Genomic DNA, 21356 nt, shown 5'->3' with positions numbered 1-21356 from the left:
GGCGCGTGATGAAAAATGCGGGGCTGCTTCAACGTCAGCGCGTGGCCCCGGTTGCGTAAAGTGCGGAAAACCGGTGCTGCTCGGGAGAACGTGATGCGGCGCCTGGGTAGTCTCGTTGCCGGAACAGGGATAGGCTTCGCCATCTTTCACGGACGATGAGACCGACGTGCATCCCATCCTGCTCTCCCTGGTCACGTATCTGCCGCTGGGCGGCGCGCTTGCCATCTTCCTGATGCGCGGCACCTCCGAGGCGATCGAGACCGCATCGCGATGGGTGGCGTTGTGGACCAGCCTGCTGGTCTTTGCGCTGTCGGTGGTGATCTGGGCCGAGTTCGACCCGCGGGTGCCGGGCTTTCAGTTCGTGCAGCAGGCGGATTGGGCCGCGTCGTTCGGCGTGTCGTACCATACCGGGGTCGATGGGATCAGCCTGCTGTTCGTGCTGCTCTCCACCTTTCTGACGCCGCTGGCGGTGATCGGCGGGTGGAAGCTGGTGACGACGCGGGTGCGGGACTACATGGTGGCGCTTCTGCTGCTGGAAACCACGCTGGTCGGCCTGTTTTCGGCGCTGGATCTGGTTCTTTTCTACGTGTTCTATGAAGCGACGCTGATTCCGGGCAGTCTGATGATCGGCATATGGGGCGGGCCGAAGCGGGTCTGGGCCTCGATGCAGTTCTTCCTGTTCACCTTCGGCGGGTCGCTGTTCATGCTGCTGGCGCTGCTGGCGATGTGGACCATGACCGGCACCACCGACATCCCCGTGCTGATGCATGCGAATTTCGCCCCGGCCATGCAGTGCTGGCTGTTGCTGGGCTTTATCCTGGCCTTCGGGGTGAAACTGCCGCTGTTCCCGCTGCATGCGTGGCTGCCCGATGCCTATACCGAGGCGCCCACGCCGACGACGGCCATGCTTTCGGGCGTGCTGTCCAAGGCCGGCGCGTATGGGCTGCTGCGTTTCGGCGTGCTGATGTTCCCCGATGCCGCCCGGATGTTCGCGCCCTATGTGCTGACGCTGGGGGTGATCGCCGTGATCTATGCCGCCATCATCGCCTTGGCGCAGACGGACATGAAGCGGCTGATCGCCTATTCCTCGTTCTCGCATATGGGGGTGATCGCGGTCGGGCTGTTCACCCTGACGCCGGAGGGTATCGACGGCGCGATCTTCCAGATGCTGTCGCACGGCGTGATCATTACCGCGCTGTTCTTCTGCGTGGCCGCCGTGTCCTGGCGGGCGGAGACGCGCTCGATCGACGCCTTCTCCGGCGTTGCGCACAAGATGCCGGTGCTGGCGACGCTGGGCATGCTGTTCGTGATGGCCAATATCGGCCTGCCGGGGACCGGCGCCTTCGTCGGTGAGTGGCTGGTGATGGTCGGCGCCATCCATGTCTCGTTCTGGGTCGCCTTCCTGGCGGGCAGCAGCATGATCCTGGGTGCGGTCTATATGCTGGTGCTGTATCGCCGGGTGATGTTCGGCGCGCCGGGGCGTGGCGTGGTGGCGATGCTGCGCGACCTGACCGGGCCGGAACTGGCGGTTCTGGTGCCCTGCGCGCTGGTCACGCTGTGGATGGGCATCCACCCCACCAGCTTCCTGCGGGTGTTCGATCCGGCGGTGGTCAATGCCGTTTCGGCGCCGGCCGCCCAGGCGGCCCTTGCGCCGGTGCATCTCGCTTCCCGCTGACCGGTCCCGCATTCGGGAGGGCAACAGGGCGTGGCGTATATGCGCCGCGCCCTGATTTCGTTCGGTGACGGCCGGAGAGGCCCCCATTAAGGCAGGGTGCCCGCGCCTGGAGAGCGGATAAGCCGATCACGGTCTTGCGAGGTGCTGCGAGTATTGATACTAATAGTGGATACCGTGAATCGTGGTTACCGAATAAGAGCGCGCGTAGAAGACGACAGAGCGGCTAGTCGTTTGTTCGGTGTTCTGTTTCGGCTGTGAAATATACCGATCATCCCGCTGCGCCGCGATGCGTGATTTTTCCGCAGGGGCGTCTCCGGGCCGGTGGTCGGTGGGGCTGAGGAATGAATGCGGATGTTCGGCTTTCTGAAATGGCGGCTGGGGGATTCACGAGCGACGCTTGCCGCGCTTGATCGTTCGCTGGCCATTATCGAATTCGATCTTGCAGGGCGAATCCTGACCGCGAACGAGAATTTCCGTAAGGCGCTGGGCTATCCGCTGGGCGAACTTCGGGGGCGGCATCACAGTCTTTTCGTCGATCCCGTTTACGCCAGGAGCCCCGAATACAAGGCGTTCTGGGACAAGTTGCGCCAGGGTGAATTCGACGCCCGTGAATATGTGCGTATTGGAAAGGGCGGGACGGAGGTCTTTATCCAGGCGTCCTACAACCCTGTGCGCAATATTCTCGGCAAGCCCTACAAGGTCGTCAAAGTCGCGGCGGTCACGACCGAGGAGGCGATGCGGATGGCCGATTTCAAGGGCAAGATGGATGCGGTTTCCCGCGTTCAGGCGATGATCGAGTTTACGCCGGGCGGGGAGGTTCTGAACGCGAACGATGCGTTCCTCTCTTCCATGGGATACAGGCTCGACGAGATCAGGCGGCAGCATCATCGGATGTTCGTCGATGAGGATTTCGCCCGTTCGCCGGACTATGCGGCCTTGTGGCGGAAATTGCAGGCCGGCGAGTATGTGGCGGCCGAGTTCAAGCGGATTGGCAGGAACGGCAAGGTTGTCTGGCTTCAGGCTTCGTATAATCCGATTTTTGATCATCATGGGCGCGTTGCCAAGGTCGTCAAGTTCGCGACCGATGTGACCAGCCGTGTCCAGGCGGTGGACGAGGTTGCCGGTGGCCTGGACAAGTTGGCCAGCAATGCGCTCAGCCATCGTCTGGTGAAGCCGATCGACCCTGCCTACGAAAAGCTGCGCCGCGATTTCAACGCCGCGATGGAGACGCTGGAAGCCACGATGGGGGCGATTTCGGCTTCGGCGGGCGGCGTGGGCAACGGTGCGCAGGAGATCGCCTCGGCCTCGAACGATCTGGCGCGGCGCACCGAGATGCAGGCGGCCAACCTGGAGCAGATGGCGACGACCCTGGGGGAAATCACCCGTGTGGTGACGCGCAGTGCCGCAGGGGCCAGGGCGGCCTCGACCTCGGCTTCGGACGTGCGGGCCGATGCCGCGAAGTCCGGCGAGGTGGTGCGCGAGGCCATTGTCGCGATGGGGGAAATCAAGAACTCGTCGCAGGAGATCGGCCAGATCATCGGCATGATCGACCAGATTGCCTTCCAGACCAACATGCTGGCGCTCAATGCCGGGGTTGAGGCCGCGCGCGCCGGCGAGGCCGGCCGGGGTTTTGCCGTGGTGGCGTCGGAAGTGCGGACGCTGGCGCAGCGTTCGGCGGAGGCGGCCAGCGAGATCAAGGCGCTGATCGTCAGGTCGGGCGGCGCGGTGACGCGGGGCGCGAAGCTGGTCGAGCAGACCGGAATTGCGCTGAACGCCGTGGTGACGAAGATTTCCGCGATCGACGCGCTGGTCTCGGAGATCGCGCAGTCGACCCAGGAGCAGGCGATGGGGCTGACCCAGGTCAACGAAGCCGTTACGCAACTGGATCAGGTGACCCAGCAGAACGCGGCGATGGTGGAGGAAGCGACGGCTGCGGCCGGCAGTCTGAGTCATGAATCGCAGGAACTCATGCGGCTGATCAGCCGGTTTGAGACGCGCGACAAACCGCAGGTTCTGAAGACCCTTTCGCCGGTCAGGGAATCGCGTTCGGCGGCCTGACAGGGGCGGCGCGCGGGCGGGACCGTCGGTAGACCCTTTCGCCGGTGTGGCGCGTTTCAGCCCGCCTGCTGGCGCCGACCCTGTTTGAATGTGTGTCGCCAGACGGGTGAAGAGGTTCGTAAAAACAATATTTCAGAGAAGGCCGTTCTTTGCCGCCGTGACGACGTCGCGCGTCAGGGCGTCCAGCAGCCGGGTGCCGATGCGGGCATGCTGCCAGTAAAGCGGTACGTCCAGATGGTGATTCGGTGTCAGGCTGATCAGCCGACCGGTGCGCAGGTGTGACGCGACCAGCGGGATCGGGTTCATGCACCAGCCCATCCCCGCCAAGGCGGCGTCGATGAAGCCGTGGGTGGAGGGAATCCAGTGGGTCGGCATTTCCGGTTCCGGCCCGAAGAGGGTGCGGGCCCAGCGGGCGTGCAGATCGTCCTGCCGGTCGAAGCGCAGGACCGGTGCCCGTGCCAGCGATGGGGCATCGACGCCGCCCGCGAACCATTGCGCCACGAAGGCGGGTGACGCCGTCGCGGCATAGCGCAAGGCCCCCAGCGGCACGGTGCGGCACCCCTGGACGGGGGCGTGGTCGGTGGTCACGGCGGCCAGGACGTCGCCCGAGCGCAGGCGTTCGGCCGTATGGTCCTCGCCGGCTATGACCAGATCGACCAGCCGGTCGCCGCGCCCGGCAAAGGCGGCGATGGCGGGAATGAACCAGGTGGCCAGGCTGTCGGCATTGACCGCGACGCGGATCGTCGGCGGCCCGGATTCGGCGATCTGGCTGGCCAGCCCCGGCAGGGCGGAGGCCATCTCGCCTTCCAGCAGGCGCACCCGTTCGACATGGGCGCACAGCCGGGTACCGACCGCCGTGGCGGTGCAGGGTTGTCCACGAACGATCAGTACGGCACCCAGCCGGTCTTCCAGCGTGCGCACGCGCTGCGAGACCGCCGAGGCCGTGACGCCCAGCGCCGTCGCCGCGCGTTCGAAACTGCCTTCGCGCGCGACGGCGGCCACGGCGGCGAGGGCGGCGTAATCGAGCATGGGATTTAGTTTCGCTTAATCGGATGAAGGGAATTAAGCTGGATTACGCGATGATGCCCCGGCATGGAAGCGGCCATGTTGATTCCTTCCGGCTTTGCCAGCGGGTTTGGCCTTGCGGCCGCCCTGATCGTCGCCATCGGCGCCCAGAACCTGTTCGTCCTGCGTCAGGGGCTGCTCCGCCGGCATGTCATGCCGGTGGTGATGTTCTGTACCCTGTCCGACATGGTGCTGGTCTCGGCCGGTGTGCTGGGGATGGGCGTGATCGTGCAGCGGATGCCCGCGCTGATCTGGGTCATGTCGTTGGGGGGGGCTGTGTTTCTGGCGTGGTACGGGCTGGGTGCCCTGCGGCGCGCGTTTGCGCCCGTCGCCATGGTGGCCGATGGGCGCGAAGGCCAGCATAGTCTGGCCGGTACGCTGGGGCGGGCGGCGGCGTTTACCTATCTGAACCCGCATGTCTATCTGGATACCGTGCTGTTGATGGGGGCGGTGGGTGGCGGCCTGCCCGGCGCGGCCAGGCCGCTGTTCGTGGCGGGGGCGGCGACGGCCAGCGCGCTGTGGTTCACCGGGTTGGGATTCGGCGCGCGCCTGCTGCGCCCGGTCTTTGCCCGGCCCGCCGCGTGGCGCGTGCTGGACGGGTTGGTGGCGGCGGTGATGCTGATGCTGGCCGGGATGCTGGCGGTGCGGGGTGTCGGCGGCGCGGCGCCGTACCTGGCCGCGTTGCACTGGCTCTGAGTTGTAAACGGTGGCCGCGCGTCCGGCGGCGTTTTGATGCGGCTGCCCGAGGCTGGTCATGACCGGCGGATATGTGCTTCGATCGTTGCATGACAGAGACGAGATGAGGAGAATGTCCGGATGCCAGCCCCGCCGTCAAAGCCGTGGTTTGCCGCGAAGCGTTATGGGGTCGGGTCGGGCCTGCCGATCGCATGGCAGGGGTGGGTGGTGCTGCTTGGGGGCCTCGCGGCTGTTTCCGGCGTTTCGGCGCTTTCTCTCATCTTTCATTCCACCAGGGTGGTTTTTATCGAAATCCCCGTCGATTGCGTCGTTCTGGCCGTGCTTCTGGTGATCTGCGCGGCAAAGACGGAAGGGGGATGGAGATGGCGCTGGGGCGGGCAGGATACGTGAGGGCCGGGTGGCCGTGTGCGGCTGTGCGCGGCAGGGGGCGGCGATCGTGAGGGCAGGGGAAGGCGGCGCGCGGACGGTTTCCGTCGGCGGCCCGGCGGGGGCCTATGGCTGGTCGCCGATCGTCATCATGGCGCTGCTGTTCTTCAGCATCGGGTTCGTCACCTGGCTGAATGGGCCGCTGATCACGTTCGTGCAGCTTGCGTTCAGCCTGAGCGATGTTGCGGCGTTTCTTGTACCCTCATGCTTTTATCTGGCTTATTTCATATTTCCATTGCCGGCCACGCTGCTGGCGCGCCGGGTCGGGCTGAAGGCCGGCATGGCGATCGCGCTGATGGTGATGGCGGCCGGTACGGCCCTGTTCGGCGAATGCGTGACCGGGCGCTGGTATCCCGGCGCGCTGGCGGGGCTGGGGGTGATCGGGGCCGGGCTGTCGCTGTTGCAGGTGACGGTGAATCCCTACGTCACGCTGCTGGGGCCGCATGAACGCGCGGCGCAGCGGATCGCGATCATGGGGACCGCGAACAAGTTCGCCGGCATTCTGGCGCCGCTGGTCTTCGCCGCCCTGGTGATGCGCGATATCGGCGGCATCGCGACCCTGGTGCGGGCCGCGCCCTCGGCCGCCGCGCGCGAGGCCATCCTGACGCAGTTTACCCGCGCCGTGCACGCGCCCTATCTGTTCATGGCCGTGCTGCTGCTGGTGATGGCGGTGTGGGTCCTGCGGTCGCGCCTGCCGGAGATCGGGATCGGGGCGGAGGTGGGTGCGCCGGCGGAGGGGCGTGACGGGGGCCTGTTCCTGCTGGGCCTGGGGGTGTTCAGCACGTTTCTTTATGTCGGCGTTGAGGTGATGGCGGGGGATGCGATCGGGCTGTATGGCCGGTCCTTCGGCCTGTCGCTGGATGTGACCAAATATTTTACCGCCGTGACGCTGGCGGCGATGCTGGCGGGGTATCTGGCCGGCATGGTGATTGTGCCGCGCCTGGTGTCGCAGGAACGTTATATGGGGGTCTCCTGCGCCATGGGGCTGGCCCTGTGCGGGGCGGCGTGGATGACGACGGGCCTGCTGTCCGTGCTGTGCGTGGCGCTGCTCGGTTTTGCCAATGCGATGATCATGCCGGCCCTGTTCCCGGTGGTGATGCGGGCGATGGGCCGGCATGCAGACCATGCAGCCGCCCTGCTGGTGATGGCGTTTTGCGGTGGGGGCGTGCTGCCGCAGGTGTTCGTGCATCTGGCGCGATCCTGCGGGGTGCAGGCGGCGTTCGTCGGGGTCGCGGGGCCGGCTTACCTGGTCATTCTGGCTTATTGCGGCCTGATGCTGCGTCGGCGGGAGCGGTCGCCGAAGGGCCTATCGGGGTGAACGGGCCGGTCGGCTGGACGAAGATTTCGTTCCGCGCGCGGGGAATCCAGACCCGGTGACGACGGAGGAATTCCGCACCCACCAGGCTGTGATCGGTCTCGCTGACCGACATGACGGGATGATCGAAGTGGAAGGGGCCGATCTGGAAACTTTCGAAGCGGTGCATGAACCGTACTAATTTTTCGTCGTCGATTCCGAAGCCGATCCCTTTCGGGTCTTTGGCGAGGTCGGATGCCGTCACACCTGCGTCGCGCGCATCATCGGTGGTGATCAGGGTATGTTGCGCGCCGCTGTCGAGAATCGCGTCCATGGGATGACCGTCGAGTTTGACGCGGACGATGATCTTGGTCTGGTCCCTGTGGTCTTCATCGGTGGGGACGCTGTAATAGCCGCCGCTCCAGCGTGGGATGATTCCTTTGCATCCCTGGACATCGTACAGATTGACCTGATGGTTCGGCAGGTCGAAGACGACATCGTAACTGGACAGAAAATCCGCTCCGAGCAGTCCGACGATGGGAATTCCGTCGATTGAGCGGCCATCCATCAGCCTGCCGACGGCGACGAAGGATACTTCCGACGCGGTGGCCGCGCCCAGGCCCATCGTCTGGGCCGTGACGATCGTGCCCAGGGTGTCGCCGCCCACGCCGCGCAGGCGGACCTGGCGGAATGTGGAATACAGGCCGAGCTTGTCCACCTGCCGTGGCCAGATGGCGGTGATCAGCGAACCCGTATCGACGATGAACGCCACCGGGTGCCCGTTGATGGACGCCTTGACGATGGGGGAGCCCTGCTGGTTCAGAACGGTCATATCGCCGACCGATGCGATGGTGCAGGAGCCGTTCTCGGCACACGCGCTGAGAATGAGGGGGATGCAGAGCAGCGACCAGCGCAGGGAGCGAACCATGCCGCCATGGTAGGGCCAGTCGGGGAATCCTGACAAGCCGCCGGCACCATGCCGCGCGTTCAGTCGGTTGCCCTGCCGGCGCGGGCGAACCAGGGGACCATGCGCCGCAGGGCCTCTTCCAGCCGGTCGGTCGAAACCGCGAAGCTGAAGCGCATGAAGCGGTTGCCTTCGACGGGGTCGAAATCCAGCCCCGGCGCGGTGGCGACCCCGGTATCGGCCAGTAGCCGGGTGCAGAAGGCCAGGCTGTCGTTCGTCAGGTGCCCGATATCGGCATAGATGTAGAAGGCGCCGTCGGGTGGGGCGATCCGCTCGATCCCGAGTTCCGGCAGGCGCTCCAGCAGCAGGTCGCGGTTATGGCGGTACATGCGGACATGGCCCTCCAGTTCCTCGCGGCAGTCGAAGGCGACGAGGCCGGCATGCTGGCTGAGCGAGGGGGGCGTGAGGAACATGTTGCCCACGCGCGTCCGCACGGCCTCGATCAGCGATGGGGGCGCGACCAGCCAGCCCAGCCGCCAGCCGGCCATGCTGAAATATTTGGAGAAGCTGTTGACGACCAGGGCCTCGGGCTCGTCCTGCAGGATCGAGCGGACCGGACCGATATAGCTGAGTCCGTGATAGATCTCGTCGGACACGATGCGGATGCCTCGGTCCCGGCAGACGGTGACGATGGCCTGCATTTCGGCGTCCGACAGGATCGTGCCGGTGGGGTTGGCCGGGCTGGCGAGGATGACGCCGTCGGGCGGCGGGTCCAGCGCCGCGATGGCGGCGGCTGAAAGCTGGAACCGCTCGGCCGGGCCGCAGGGGATTTCGACCGGTTCCAGATAGAGCGCCCGCAGGGTGTTGCGATAGGCGACATAGCCCGGCCGGGCCAGTGCGATCCGGGCGCCGGGCGTGAAGGCGCTGTTCAGCGCCAGCACGAAGGCCGGCGAGGCGCCGCAGGTCAGCCAGATCTGCTCGGGCAGGACGGTGGCGCCGTAGGTTTCCAGATAATGGCGGGCGATGCGCGCCTTCAGCGGCGTGCTTTCCCAATAGCCCATGCCGTCGCTGTCGAGGATGCGGTGGGCCTCGGCGATCGCGGCTTTCGGTGCGCCGGTCGAGGGCTGGCCGAATTCCATATGCACGATATCGCGCCCTTCCGCCGCCATCTGGTGGGCCAGCGTGCTGAGGCCGACGGCATGGAAGGGGTCGATGCGGGGGACGGTCATGGGCGGGGCCTCGTCCGGAGTGGCGAACCCTGTCGGCATAGTCGCCATGCCGGCCCCCGGCAAGCTGCTGGATCGGGCGCCGTCAGCGCGCCCGGCCGAGTTGGTGGCCGCTGGCCGTGCGCAGGAAGGTGCCCTCGCGCAGCCGGCCTTCGATCGCTTCCAGCGACAGGCCGCGCGTTTCGGGGACGAAGCGCAGCACGAACAGGAAGGCCAGCGCATTGATCAGGCCGAACAGCAGGAAGGTGCCGCCGGCGCCGAAGCTGTGGACCATCGACAGGGTGGTGAGCGAGATCAGCAGGTCGGCTGCCCAATGCGCGGCCGCCACCAGGCCCATGCCCTTGCCGCGCACCGACAGCGGAAAGACTTCGGCCCCGATGATCCAGATGGTGACCGACAGGCTGCCGACATTGAGCACCGCATAGCCCAGCAGCGCCGCGACCATCAGCCAGGGATGGGATGTGCCCATGGCCTGCATATGGAACAGCTCGGCCAGCACCAGCAGGCACAGGCTGGCGCCCGGCAGGAACCACAGCAGCAGCGCCCGCCGGCCGATGACCTCGACCGCCCAGTTGCCGAACAGCGTCGCCACGATGATCGCCACGCCGACCGCGACCGAGGTGAGGAGCGCCGAGCCCTCGCCGAAGCCGGCGCCGGAGAAGATGGTGGGGGCGTAATAGAGGACGGCATTGATGCCGCTGAGCTGGCAGAGCAGGGCCACGCCGACCGCGGCGACCAGGGCGGGGCGAATCCAGGGGCGCGCCAGTTCCGACCACGGGGCCTGCCGGTCATGCGCGTCGATGATGCTTTGCAGTTCGTGCTCCGCCGTGCGGTGGCTGGAGCGGACCCGGCGCAGGACGGTGCGCGCGCCGTCGAAATCGCCCCGCATGGCCAGCCAGCGCGGACTGTTGGGCAGGAAGGCCATGCCCAGCAGCAGGATCACGGCGGGAATGATCCCGAGCCCGAACATGAGCCGCCAGCTTTCGTGGCGCAGCAGGTAGCCGGCGATGTAGGAGACCAGAATCCCGGAGACCACCGCGAACTGGAACAGGCCCACCAGGCGCCCGCGCCGATGGGCCGGGGCGAGTTCGGAAATATAGAGCGGCACGATCTGCGACGCGGCCCCCACCGCCAGGCCCAGCACGAAGCGCGCCACGGTGAGCATCCGGGTGCTGTCGGCCAGGGCGGCGACGAGCGTGCCGATGATGAAGATGGTGGCCGCCACCATGACGGTGCGCCGGCGGCCGCAGCGGTCGGACAGCGGCGCCGCCCCCATGCAGCCGACCAGCGCGCCGGCGATGATGGCCGAGGTGACGATCTGCTGGCCGCCGATATCCAGGTGGAATTGCGGCGTGATCTGCAACAGGGCCGCCGAGATGATGCCGGTATCGTAGCCGAATAGCAGGCCGCCGGCGGCGGAAATGCCGGCGATGACGTTGATGAGCAGCTTTGCCTGCGGATTTTCTTTTTCATTCATTCAGTTATTCTATGAAAAGATTGGACGAAAATCAAAGAAAAGCAGAATGTCCGTTATAGAAAGACAGCAATGCCCGATGGGTTCGTGATAATTTTTCTCGTCCTTCAAGAAACTTTTCGGGCAGATGGTGTGCGGTCGGAAGGGCGATGACGGGGAGGGCGGCGTTATAGTGGGGATGCTCAATCACGCATCTGTGATTGAGAAATCTGATGTCGATCAGGAAGTTGCCATGCTGATCGGGCCACACTTGTCATTCCGGGACGACACACCGGGAAACAATGATCAGGAAACGGAAAAGAATGAACAGCAATAAGACCTTCCGGCCTGCGGATTCAGAAGATGCGATAGCGGGAACCGGCCTGCGCCATGCCGGGGCCGTCCATGCCAACCTTCATGCGCCCGAACTGATCGGGCATGCGATCCGCCGGGAGGAGGGCGCGTTGTCCTCCGGTGGGGCGCTGATGGTGCGCACGGGGTTGCATACCGGCCGTTCGGCGCAGGACAAGTTCGTCGTCGACGAACCTTCGACGCGCGACGGCGTCTGGTGGGGGGCCGTCAATGCCGCCCTGCCGAGGGAGGCGTTCCAGCGGGCTTGCGATTATGTACGCGGCTATCTGGAAGGGCAGGAACTGTTTGTCCAGGATCTGTACGCGGGCGCCGATCCGGCCCATCGCATCCGGGTGCGTCTGGTGACGACCCATGCCTGGCACGCGCTGTTCGCGCGCAACATGTTCATTCGGCCCCCGGCGGCCGAACTGGCGGGGTTCGTGCCGGATTTCGTGATCCTGCATGCGCCCGACCTCGCGCTCGACCCGGCGACGCATGGGGTGCGGAGTGCGACCGGCGTGATCCTGTCGCTGGAGCAGCGGCTGGTGGTGATCGCGGGCACCCAATATGCCGGGGAGATCAAGAAATCCATTTTCACGGTCATGAACTGGCTGCTGCCGGAACAGGACGTGATGCCGATGCATTGCTCGGCCAATATCGGGCCTGGCGGCGAAGTGGCCCTGTTCTTCGGCCTGTCGGGCACCGGCAAGACCACGCTGTCCTCCGACGCCGCGCGCCAGTTGATCGGCGATGACGAGCATGGCTGGTCGCGGGACGGCGTGTTCAATGTCGAAGGGGGCTGTTACGCCAAGGTGATCGGCCTGAAGCAGGAGGCGGAGCCCGAGATATGGGACGCATCGCACCGGTTCGGCACCGTGCTGGAAAATGTGATGGCCGATCGCGACGGTGTGCCGGACTTCATGCATGGCGGGCTGACGGAGAATACGCGCGCCTGTTACCCGATCGATTTCGTGGCCAATGCCAGCCCGGACGGGCGGGGTGGCGTGCCGCGCCATGTGGTGATGCTGACGGCCGATGCATTCGGCGTGCTGCCGCCCATCGCGCGGCTGACGCCCGCGCAGGCGGTGTATCATTTCCTGTCGGGCTATACGGCGCGGATCGCCGGGACCGAGAAGGGGCTGGGCAAGGAGCCGCAGGCGACCTTCAGCGCCTGTTTCGGCGCGCCGTTCCTGCCGCGCTCGCCGGAACTGTATGGCGCGCAACTGGCGGCCAGTCTGGCGCGGACGCCGGTGACGTGCTGGCTGGTGAATACCGGCTGGACCGGCGGCCCCTATGGGACCGGACGGAGAATCGCGTTGGCGCAAACGCGCGCGCTGGTCAATGCCGCGCTGGACGGGCGGTTGGACGACGTGCCGTTTCGGGTGGAAGAGCATTTCGGCCTGTCGATTCCCACCCATGTGCCCGGCGTGCCCGACACTCTGCTGGACCCGGCTTCGACCTGGGACGATCCGGCGGCCTATGCCCGTGCGGCGGCCGATCTGGCAACGCGGTTCGCGCAGAATTTCGAGACCTTCCGGGAGGGGTGTGCGCCCGAGGTTCGGGAGGCTGCGATCCGTCCGCGCGCATCGTGACCGGTGCGGGCGGGCCGGGGGGACGGCCCGCCCGGCGCGCGACAATGTGACGTGCCGTGCCGCCCGGCGATGCGGCTTGCTCTTGACCCCCGCCCTTTGGGCGGGATTAAGATCGCGCCGTTCTCCGGGGAGTCGCATGTGAGCGGCTGAGAGAGGGGTGTTTTCCCCCTGACCCGTCGAACCTGATCCGGGTCATGCCGGCGAAGGGATGGGAATTGAGCGCGGCGCTGCGATGTGCCGCCGTCATGACATTTCGCGCCGGCGCGCCCCCTCAATGAGCAAAGAGGACGCGCCATGAATATCCAGACACCCCCCAGCCCGCCGCGCCAGCCGACGCGCACGCCCGCGACCGGCGATGTGACGGTCGGGCCGCGTGCCGGCGGCCGGAAGGTCTATCAGAACGGCACGCTGTTTCCTGACTTGCGGGTGCCCTTTCGGCAGGTCGATCTGCACGCCAGTTCCGGCGAGCCGCCGGTGACGCTGTACGATCCCTCCGGCCCCTATACCGATCCGACCGCCAAGATCGATATTGCGCGCGGCCTGCCGGCCCTGCGCGCCGGATGGATTGCGCGGCGCGGCGATTGCACGGTGGTGGAACAGCCGCGCGCGGTGCGGCCGGAAGATAATGGGGGGGCAAGCGGGGCCACGCTGGCGCCGGCTTTCGACAATACCGGGCGGGTGGTGTGGCGTGGCCGGCCGGGGCGGCCGGTGACGCAGCTTGATTATGCGCGCGCCGGGATCGTGACCGAGGAGATGGAATATGTTGCGATCCGCGAGAATCAGCGCCGTGCGGCGACGGATCAGGCATTGCGGGATGGCGAGGATTTCGGCGCCAGCATTCCGGATTTCGTGACGCCGGAATTCGTTCGCGCGGAAATCGCCCGTGGGCGGGCCGTGCTGCCGGCGAACATCAACCATCCGGAACTGGAGCCGATGATCATCGGCCGGAACTTCCTGGTGAAGATCAATGCCAATATCGGCAATTCCGCCGTGCTGGGTCATGTGGCCGACGAAGTGGACAAGATGGTGTGGGCCACGCGCTGGGGCGCGGATACGGTGATGGACCTGTCCACCGGCCGGAACATCCACAATATCCGCGACTGGATCATCCGCAACAGCCCGGTGCCGATCGGGACGGTGCCGATCTATCAGGCGCTGGAGAAGGTCGGTGGCGTGGCGGAGGACCTGACCTGGGAGGTGTTCCGCGACACGCTGATCGAACAGGCCGAGCAGGGGGTGGATTACTTTACCATCCATGCCGGGGTGCGGCTGGCCTATGTGCCGCTGACGGCGCGGCGGGTGACGGGCATCGTCTCGCGTGGGGGCTCGATCATGGCCAAATGGTGCCTGGCGCATCATCGCGAGAGCTTCCTGTATGAGAAATTCGGCGAGATCTGCGAGATCATGCGGGAATATGATGTCAGCTTCAGCCTGGGGGACGGGCTGCGGCCGGGGTCGATCGCCGATGCCAACGATGCCGCCCAGTTCGCCGAACTGCGCACGCTGGGCGAATTGACGCGTGTGGCGTGGGACCATGGCTGTCAGGTGATGATCGAGGGGCCGGGCCATGTGCCGATGCACAAGATCAAGGCCAATATGGACGAGCAACTGGCCCATTGCGGCGAAGCGCCGTTCTACACGCTTGGTCCGTTGACGACGGATATCGCGCCTGGATACGACCACATCACCAGCGCCATCGGGGCGGCGATGATCGGCTGGTTCGGCACGGCCATGCTCTGCTACGTCACGCCCAAGGAGCATCTGGGCCTGCCCGACCGCGACGATGTGAAGACCGGGGTGATCACCTACAAGCTGGCCGCCCATGCGGCCGACCTGGCCAAGGGGCACCCGGCGGCGCGGCTGCACGACGATGCGGTGTCGCGCGCGCGTTTCGAATTCCGTTGGGAGGATCAGTTCAATCTGGGACTGGACCCGGAGACGGCGCGGTCTTTCCATGACGAGACGCTGCCGAAGGATGCGCACAAGACGGCGCATTTCTGTTCGATGTGCGGGCCGAAATTCTGCTCGATGAAGATCAGCCAGGATATTCGTGACGCGGCGCGCGGCCAGAATGACGGGGCCGGAATGTCGGCCGCCGAAATCGCGGCCGGGCTGGCGGAGATGGGCGAGAAGTTCCGGGTTGGCGGGAGTGCGATCAACGTGATGGTAGAGTGAGGTTTCTGTTCTTTTTTGAAAAAAAGAACCAAAAAACTTTGATATGTTAAGGGATATCCTGCGGGCGTCGTAAAACCCTAAATGGATAAAAGTCTTTTTGCTTCTTTTTCTTCAGAAAAAGAAGACCTTCCTGCCGCCGCACGAAACCGTGCGGTGGCGGGATCCGCCTCGTAAAAATCGGCCATGGGATAGGGCGCGCGGGCCAGTTCGTCCACGGCCGCGATGATTGTTTCCGCTTTCGCGTCGTCCATCAGCACGCTGAAATTCAGGCGTGTCCAGCCGGGTTTGCGCATTTCCTCACCTGACAGGATCGCGGTGCGCAGGGCATCGGACTCCGTACGATCGATCCCCAGCAGGCGGTGGGCGTAGGGACCGGCGCAGGCGCAGCCGCCCCTGGCCTGGATGCCGTAGCAATCGGACAGCATGCGGGTGAAGAGTTGCTGGTGGACCATGCCGCCGTGCTGCCGGTCGTGGATCTGCATCGAGAAGATCGGCAGGCGCCGTGTGGCGGCCGGGTTGCCGAGGATGACGAGATTGGGGTTGTGGTCCCAGACCGCGCGGGCGGCGTGATAGAGCGCATCGTTGCGCGTATTCATGAAATCCTGCCCGATTGCGTCCTTGACCAGGAAGGCGAGGGCGGCGCGGATATCGCCGACCACGTTGGGGGTGCCGGCTTCCTCGCGCGTGGCGATGCCGTCGGCGTAATCGTGGCCCCAGGGGGAGACGAAGCGCACCGTGCCGCCGCCGGTCACGACCGGACGGGTCAGCGTCACGGCCGCATCGCGGATGATCGTGATGCCCGAGGCGCCCGGACCGCCGATGAATTTGTGGGGCGACACCACGATGGCGTCTTTTTCCCACGGCGTGTTGGGCTTCATGTCGATGGGCAGATAGGGGCCGCCGCCGGCGTAGTCCCAGACCGCGAGGGCGCCGTTGGCTTTCAGCAGCGCCGTGACCGCGTCGGTGTCGGTGATGATGCCGGTGACGTTGGAGGCGGCCGAGAACGCACCGATTTTCAGGCGTGACGGGCCGGCTTCCGCCAGGGCTGCCGCGAGATGGGCGAGATCGGGTCCGCCCTCGGGGGCTTCGTCGATTTCCACGATTTCGGCACCGCTTTCGCGCCAGGGCAGGATGTTGGAATGGTGCTCGTAAGGGCCGATGAAGACGACGGGGGTGGAACCGTTGCGCACCGCTTCGGGCACGCCCAGCAGGGCCACCAGTCGGTTCAGCCCCGCCGTGGCGCCGGACCCGGTGAAGATGGTCGAAAATCCTGCGTCGGCGCCGCATAGAAGGGCGATGGCAGCCCGCGCGGCGTGGCGCAGGCGGCTGACATGCCGGCCGCAGAACGAGGCTTCGGTATGGCTGTTGGCGTACCAGGGGAGGACGTGATTCATCACGAATTCCTCGACCTGGCGCACGGCCCGGCCCGAGGCCACGTAATCGGCATAGATCAGCTTGTGAGTGCCGAAGGGGCCGGGGACGGGGGCACCTTCGCCGATCAGGCCGGCACGGAGGCCGTCCAGGCCGCCCGCGCGCAGTGACATCGTGAAATCCGAGAAGAGATCCTGCCCGTCGCGCATCGCCGTTTGCCTCCTTCAATGGGTGGCAAAAAAATAGACGGGATCTGGTGAAAGAACTTTATCGTTTTCTTAATTGACGTGGTCGGAATTGGGTCATATGATCGGTTATGGCGGAAAAACTGGATCATTTTGATCAAGCATTGCTTCAGGCCCTGCAACGCGATGCCGGATTGTCGCAGCGCGATCTGGCCGAGCGGATCGGGCTGTCGCAGAATGCCTGCTGGCGGCGTCTGCACGCACTGCGCGAGCGCGGGATGATCCGGCACCAGACGGTGCTGCTCGATCCTGAAGCCCTGGGGCTGGGGCTGACGGTTTTTGTGATGGTACGCACACGCCACCATTCCCAGGACTGGCTGGACCGCTTTCGCGAGGCGGTGGTGTCGGTGCCGAATGTGATCGATTTCTACCGGATTGCCGGCGATTACGATTACATGCTGAAGATTGTGACGACGGACATGAACGCCTTCGACGCCATCTATCGTTCGCTGATCGCGCGGGTCGAACTGGATACCGTTACGTCGTACATGGCGATGGAGGCGATCTGCGATCGGCGGGACCTGCCGTTGTGACGGCAGGCCCCGGAGATCGTCGTTGTTTGGGAATCGTTGGTGTCTGGGGCTCAGACTTTGTTGATCGCGCCTTTTATGGCGCCTTTCGCCTTTTCGGCGGTGCCCTTCAGCTTCTGCGCCTCGCCTTCGGCTTCCAGGCTGGGATTGCTGGTCGCCTTGCCGACATTGCGCTTGATTTCGCCGACCACCGTGTCCGCGTGGCCTTTGATCTTGTCCTTGAATTCGCCCATTTCCGTGCCTCCTTGGTTTCGCGCCTCCTGGGGTGGACGCGGGCATGGTTTGAAACGCCAAGGTCCGGGCGGGGTTGCGTGCGGGTGCCGCGGGGCAGGGCATGCAGCCATGCCCTGAGCGGGTCAGTGCGGCTTGACGCGGAGCCTCCTTGAATGACCGGGAGGCGGTGATGGGCACGCGCGGGCGGGAGGGAGGCGGTCTGAAACGGTCTGGCTTCAGAGGGGGTCTTCCGGAGGAGGCTCGGTCAGCGGGGGCATGTCCGGAGTGAGGTGCAGCGCCAGATACAGCGCGACGATATCCGTGCTGGACCCCAGGTCGAGGCCGCAGATGCTTTCGATCCGCCGGAGGCGGTAGTCGAGGCTGTTGCGGTGCAGGCCGAGGGCGGCGGCGGTGGGTTGTGGGCGCATGCCGTGGGCCAGCCATGTCCGCAGCGTATGCAGCAGCATCGTGTGTCCGGGGGCGTGAAGCAGGGGACGCAACGGGGCGCGGAGTTCCTGTGTGCGCCAATCCTGGGAGGGGGCATCGAGCAGGACCGCCAGGCGCATTTCGTCATAGAACAGGAGGTCGCGCGTCGCATGCAGGCGCCGCCCGACATCCAGCGTCGCCCGCGCCGTGTGAAAGGAGCGCACCAGCCCGTCCGCCCCTTCGACGAAGCCGCCCAGTGCCAGCCGCAGGTCTAGCCCGGTGGCGGCGCGTGCCCGCGCCAGCAGGCGGTGTGCCCGCTCGCGATGCCAGTCCAGACTCCAGGTGCCCTTGGTGGTCAGGGCCGGTTTCAGCACCGCGATTTCGCTCAGCGACAGGGGGGCGATCAGGTTGCCGCGTTCGGGCTCGCAGAGCAGGGTGATCAGTTGATGCCGCTCGCCGAGGAGGGATGCGGCGTCGGGGCCTTCGGAGCGGATTTCGATGATCGCGGCCACCCGTGGCTGTCGCAGGTCGATGCCCAGCCGTGCCGCCGACCGGGCCAGGGCCGGTGGCGTGGGGGCCTCGCGCACCAGGCTCAGCACCAGTTCCTCGCGCAGGCGGGCCTCGCGCGACAGGGTGCGGTTCTGGCGTGCATGTTCGAGCATCGTCTCGGCCGCCATGCGGACCAGTTCGGCATAGGGGCGCAGCGTGCCGGGCGCGCCGGTCAGCCCGACGCAGCCCACGATGGCGCGGCCGATCCGCAGCGGCAGGTTGACGCCTGGCTGTGCGCCGCCGAACTGCCGGACGGCGCGGGCCTCGATCTCGACCGCGCTGCTGCGTGCCAGCACCAGCAGGGCGCCGTCATGGACGTGGCCCAGCCGGGCGGGGTCGCCGCTGGCGATGATGACGCCTCTGGCATCCATCACATTGATGTTGCAGCCGGTAATGGCCATCGAGCGATCGACGATCGCCTGGGCGAGGGCGGGGTCGATGTCCGGGCGGCCCGAACCGTCGGGCGGGGCGGTGTGGGCGGTTGGGTCCGATATGCTCATGGATTGCCTGTCATCTGCCCGGAATTTTGTGCCGATTCTGGCATGTTTATCGTGCTTATGCACCAAGACGGCGGGGTGGTTCTGCCCGTAGGGTCGATGCAAAGGCGCGAACGCCGCATGGTGTCGCGCCCCCGTCCGTATCCCGCCCCGGGACATGGGCGGGCAAGAAGAACAAGCATCGGGGAAGAATGATGCACGTCGCCTCCGTATCCTCGCCGTCGGTCGTGGACCGGCTGGATGCGACCTTTCGCAAGGTCGCGGCCAGGGTGGTACCCTATATTTTCGTCTGTTACCTGTTCAATTATCTGGACCGGGTGAATGTCGGCTTCGCCAAGCTGGACATGCTCGATGCGCTGCATATGTCCGAGCGAGCCTATGGTCTCGGGGCCGGGATCTTCTTCCTTGGCTATATCGCCTGCGGCGTGCCCAGCAACCTGATGTTGCAGCGCGTGGGCGCGCGGCGATGGCTGGCGATGATCATGGTCGTGTGGGGCCTGCTGTCGGCTGCGCAGATGTTCGTGGTCGGCCCGGCCAGTTTCTATCTGCTGCGGTTCGTGACCGGCGCGGCGGAAGCGGGGTTCTTTCCGGGGCTGGTGCTGTATCTGACGCGCTGGTTCCCCTCCGAACGGCAGGGGCGGGCGCTGACGCTGTTCATGTCGGCGATTCCGCTTTCCGGCGTGGTCGGCGGCCCGCTGTCGGGCTGGATGCTGTCGCATTTCGCCGCCGCGCCCGGTGGGCTGGCGGCGTGGCAGTGGCTGTTCCTGCTCCAGGGACTGCCGACCGTGGCGCTGGGCATCGGCATGGTGATGCTGTTGAGCGACACGATCGAACAGGCGGCGTGGCTGGGACCGCAGGAACGGGCGGCTGTTGGAGAGGCGTTGCGGCGCGACCGGCTGGAGCAGCCGACGCAACGGGCCGACAATTTCGGGGCCGTGCTGCGCAATCCGGCCGTCTGGATGCTGGGGCTGCTGTATTTCTGCATCCAGGCCAGCGTTTATGCGATCAATTTCTGGCTGCCCACGATCATCCGGTCCAGCGGCATTCATGATGCGGCGACGATCGGCTGGCTGAGTGCCGTGCCCTATGTGGGGGCCAGTCTGTTCATGATCGTCATGGGGCGTTCGGCGGACCGGATGCGCGAACGGCGGTGGCATCTGGCCGTCCCGCTGCTGATGGCGGCGGCCGGGCTGGCGCTCGCGGCGCGGTTTCCGGATTCGATGCCCGTGGCATTGGGGGCGCTGACGGTGGCGACTGCCGGCGCGTTGACCGGGTTGCCGATGTTCTGGCCGCTCTGCAACGGTTATCTCAGCCCGGCGGCGGCGGCCGGAGGGCTGGCGCTAATCAATTCGATGGGACAACTGGCGGGGTTCGTCAGCCCGTATCTGGTTGGCTGGGTGAAGGACGCGACCCAGCGGACCGATGGGGCGCTGGCGCTGCTGGCGGCGATGGCGGTGTTGGGCGTGGTGTTGGTGCTGCGTATGCCCCCCTCCCGCGTCAACCGCTGAAAGCGTGGCCGGACATGCGCGCTGGCGGCGATCCGACGCGCGTTTCCTGCGCTCCGGTGCTCACGGCCATTGAGGCCGCTCCGCTCGGGTGCTCGGAAACACACGACGGGCGCGACCCTGGCGGGTCGCTCTCGCTTGCCAGCGCACATGTCCGGCCACGCTTTGCTGGCCTGGAGGGAGGTGTGTGTTGTGGCGATCTTACGCGCGTTTCCTGCGCTCCGGTGTTCGTAAACACACTCCGGGCACGGCCCTGGTGGGCCGTTCTCGCTTGCCAGCGCACATGTCCAATCCGGCTTTGAGACACGACCGGCATAGAAAAATAAAAACGGGGAACGGCGATGAAGATCGTGATCGTGTGTGACTCCTTCAAGGAAAGCCTGTCGGCCCTTCAGGTGGCCGATGCGATCGAGGACGGGTTTCGCGAAATCTATCCCGACGCGACCTATGTGAAGCTGCCGGCCGCCGATGGGGGCGAAGGGACAGCGGAGTCGCTGGTGTTGGCCACGGGCGGGCGGATGCTGACGCGGGAGGTGACCGGGCCGCTGGGGACGCCCGTCATGGCGGCGTTCGGCATTCTGGGTGACGGACAGACAGCCGTGGTGGAAATGGCCGCCGCCGCCGGGTTGATGCTGGTGCCGCGTGACCGGCGCGATCCGCTGACGGCCACGACCTATGGTGTCGGGCAACTGATCCTCGCGGCGCTCGACGAAGGGTGCCGGCATGTGATTCTCGGACTTGGCGGCAGCGCCACCAATGACGGCGGGGCCGGCATGGCACAGGCTCTGGGGGCTTCGCTGCGCGACCGTGACGAGGTGGAGCTGGCGTTCGGTGGTGCGGAACTCGCGCGTCTGGCGCGCATCGACCTCTCACGCCTCGATGCCCGGTTGGCGGGTTGCCGGGTCGAAGTGGCCTGCGATGTCGATAATCCGCTGACCGGACCGTCCGGGGCCTCCGCGGTCTTCGGTCCGCAGAAAGGGGCGACGCCCGAGATGGTGGGCCTGCTGGATGACGCGCTGGCCGGATATGCCCGGCATGTCGCGGCCGCGACGGGGTGCGAGATCGACGCCGTGCCCGGTGCCGGCGCGGCGGGCGGGATGGGGGC

Annotated in this window: 17 protein-coding genes and 1 riboswitch; of the genes, 10 read left to right on the top strand and 7 right to left on the bottom strand. The window is 66.0% G+C overall.

The genetic code is table 11. The annotated features are described in order from the left end of the window. Positions 1-166: 166 nt before the first annotated feature. Entirely contained in the window at positions 167-1675 is a 1509-nt protein-coding gene (locus ABF821_RS08600; RefSeq protein WP_182972349.1) for an NADH-quinone oxidoreductase subunit M, read from the top strand. Positions 1676-2026: 351 nt separating this feature from the next. Further along, a complete protein-coding gene (locus ABF821_RS08595) occupies positions 2027-3733 on the top strand; it encodes a methyl-accepting chemotaxis protein (RefSeq protein WP_415529708.1) in 1707 nt (568 codons plus the stop codon). A gap of 132 nt (positions 3734-3865) precedes the next feature. On the opposite strand, the gene ABF821_RS08590 is transcribed toward ABF821_RS08595, so the two are convergent. Beyond that, positions 3866-4762 (bottom strand): LysR family transcriptional regulator ArgP, encoded by an 897-nt coding sequence (locus ABF821_RS08590; RefSeq protein ID WP_415529707.1) that lies wholly within the window; start codon positions 4760-4762, stop codon positions 3866-3868. A gap of 75 nt (positions 4763-4837) precedes the next feature. Between ABF821_RS08590 and ABF821_RS08585 the strand changes: the two genes are divergently transcribed. From ABF821_RS08585 to gluP, 3 genes are all read left to right on the top strand, one after another. Then, positions 4838-5494, top strand: a complete 657-nt coding sequence (locus tag ABF821_RS08585; protein WP_182972346.1) for a LysE/ArgO family amino acid transporter — start codon at positions 4838-4840, stop codon at positions 5492-5494. A 120-nt stretch (positions 5495-5614) separates the two neighbouring features. Next, on the top strand, positions 5615-5884 hold the full coding sequence (locus ABF821_RS08580; RefSeq protein ID WP_415529706.1) for a hypothetical protein: 270 nt from the start codon (positions 5615-5617) through the stop codon (positions 5882-5884). A 127-nt stretch (positions 5885-6011) separates the two neighbouring features. Beyond that, on the top strand, positions 6012-7238 hold the full coding sequence (gene gluP, locus ABF821_RS08575; RefSeq protein ID WP_415529717.1) for a glucose/galactose MFS transporter: 1227 nt from the start codon (positions 6012-6014) through the stop codon (positions 7236-7238). On the opposite strand, the gene ABF821_RS08570 is transcribed toward gluP, so the two are convergent. The 3 genes from ABF821_RS08570 to ABF821_RS08560 form a co-directional block, all read right to left on the bottom strand. Beyond that, positions 7171-8178, bottom strand: a complete 1008-nt coding sequence (locus ABF821_RS08570) for an aspartyl protease family protein (protein ID WP_415529705.1) — start codon at positions 8176-8178, stop codon at positions 7171-7173. The two genes, gluP and ABF821_RS08570, sit on opposite strands and share 68 nt — an antisense overlap. A 23-nt stretch (positions 8179-8201) precedes the next feature. Beyond that, on the bottom strand, positions 8202-9347 hold the full coding sequence (locus ABF821_RS08565; RefSeq protein ID WP_415529704.1) for an aminotransferase class I/II-fold pyridoxal phosphate-dependent enzyme: 1146 nt from the start codon (positions 9345-9347) through the stop codon (positions 8202-8204). 82 nt (positions 9348-9429) lie between these two features. Then, positions 9430-10821 (bottom strand): sugar porter family MFS transporter, encoded by a 1392-nt coding sequence (locus ABF821_RS08560; protein WP_182972342.1) that lies wholly within the window; start codon positions 10819-10821, stop codon positions 9430-9432. Between the two features lie 299 nt (positions 10822-11120). Between ABF821_RS08560 and pckA the strand changes: the two genes are divergently transcribed. Together pckA and thiC are read left to right on the top strand one after the other, a co-directional pair. Continuing rightward, positions 11121-12740, top strand: coding sequence for a phosphoenolpyruvate carboxykinase (ATP) (gene pckA, locus ABF821_RS08555; protein WP_415529703.1), 1620 nt, complete (start codon positions 11121-11123; stop codon positions 12738-12740). A 115-nt stretch (positions 12741-12855) separates the two neighbouring features. Next, a riboswitch (TPP riboswitch) is annotated at positions 12856-12967 on the top strand. 67 nt (positions 12968-13034) lie between these two features. Continuing rightward, positions 13035-14915, top strand: coding sequence for a phosphomethylpyrimidine synthase ThiC (gene thiC / locus ABF821_RS08550; protein ID WP_415529702.1), 1881 nt, complete (start codon positions 13035-13037; stop codon positions 14913-14915). A 77-nt stretch (positions 14916-14992) separates the two neighbouring features. Here thiC and ABF821_RS08545 read toward each other — a convergent pair whose 3' ends face one another. After that, positions 14993-16495, bottom strand: a complete 1503-nt coding sequence (locus ABF821_RS08545; RefSeq protein WP_415529701.1) for an aminotransferase class V-fold PLP-dependent enzyme — start codon at positions 16493-16495, stop codon at positions 14993-14995. Positions 16496-16602: 107 nt separating this feature from the next. Between ABF821_RS08545 and ABF821_RS08540 the strand changes: the two genes are divergently transcribed. Continuing rightward, positions 16603-17064, top strand: a complete 462-nt coding sequence (locus tag ABF821_RS08540) for an Lrp/AsnC family transcriptional regulator (RefSeq protein WP_415529700.1) — start codon at positions 16603-16605, stop codon at positions 17062-17064. Positions 17065-17114: 50 nt separating this feature from the next. Here ABF821_RS08540 and ABF821_RS08535 read toward each other — a convergent pair whose 3' ends face one another. After that, positions 17115-17294 carry a CsbD family protein gene (locus tag ABF821_RS08535; protein ID WP_182972337.1) on the bottom strand — a complete coding sequence of 60 codons (180 nt, stop codon included), beginning with the start codon at positions 17292-17294 and terminating at the stop codon, positions 17115-17117. Between the two features lie 216 nt (positions 17295-17510). Beyond that, entirely contained in the window at positions 17511-18749 is a 1239-nt protein-coding gene (locus tag ABF821_RS08530) for a sugar diacid recognition domain-containing protein (protein ID WP_415529699.1), read from the bottom strand. 188 nt (positions 18750-18937) lie between these two features. On the opposite strand from ABF821_RS08530, the gene ABF821_RS08525 reads away from it, so the two are divergent. Continuing rightward, positions 18938-20254 (top strand): MFS transporter, encoded by a 1317-nt coding sequence (locus tag ABF821_RS08525; RefSeq protein WP_415529698.1) that lies wholly within the window; start codon positions 18938-18940, stop codon positions 20252-20254. 338 nt (positions 20255-20592) lie between these two features. Further along, positions 20593-21356 (top strand): glycerate kinase (locus ABF821_RS08520; RefSeq protein WP_415529697.1); only part of this gene is annotated, 764 nt, incomplete at its 3' end.

Source organism: Gluconacetobacter sp. (genome assembly GCF_047721585.1).
Lineage (GTDB): Bacteria > Pseudomonadota > Alphaproteobacteria > Acetobacterales > Acetobacteraceae > Gluconacetobacter > Gluconacetobacter dulcium.
This window is presented reverse-complemented; position numbering and strand designations above follow the sequence as displayed.